General features: G+C 53.4%; 1 protein-coding gene. It reads left to right on the top strand.

The window, feature by feature from the left end:
• Window positions 1–234: CheR family methyltransferase (locus tag SB773_RS34755; RefSeq protein WP_410595115.1), on the top strand; the 234-nt coding region annotated here is incomplete at both ends.

Below are 234 nucleotides of genomic sequence, written 5' to 3'. Positions count from 1 at the left end.
GCTTGAACAGCTGGGGCGAGATATTTTGATCTCCGTCACCGCTTTTTTTCGCGACGCCAGTGCATTTGATGCGCTAAAGCGAGCTATTTATCCCATGGTAGAGCAGGCAGACACCGGCCCTCTGCGGGTATGGGTAGCCGGTTGCGCCACGGGTGAAGAGGCGTACTCCATTGCGCTGTTAATTGTTGAAGCAAAGCGGACACTGAATAGTCAGGTCGTGGTGCAGATTTTTGC

Source organism: Bacillus sp. SIMBA_074 (genome assembly GCF_046534555.1).
Classification (GTDB): Bacteria; Bacillota; Bacilli; order Bacillales; family Bacillaceae_G; genus Bacillus_A; species Bacillus_A mycoides.
Note: the sequence above shows the minus strand (reverse complement) of the source record. Positions and strands in the feature narration are given on the sequence as shown.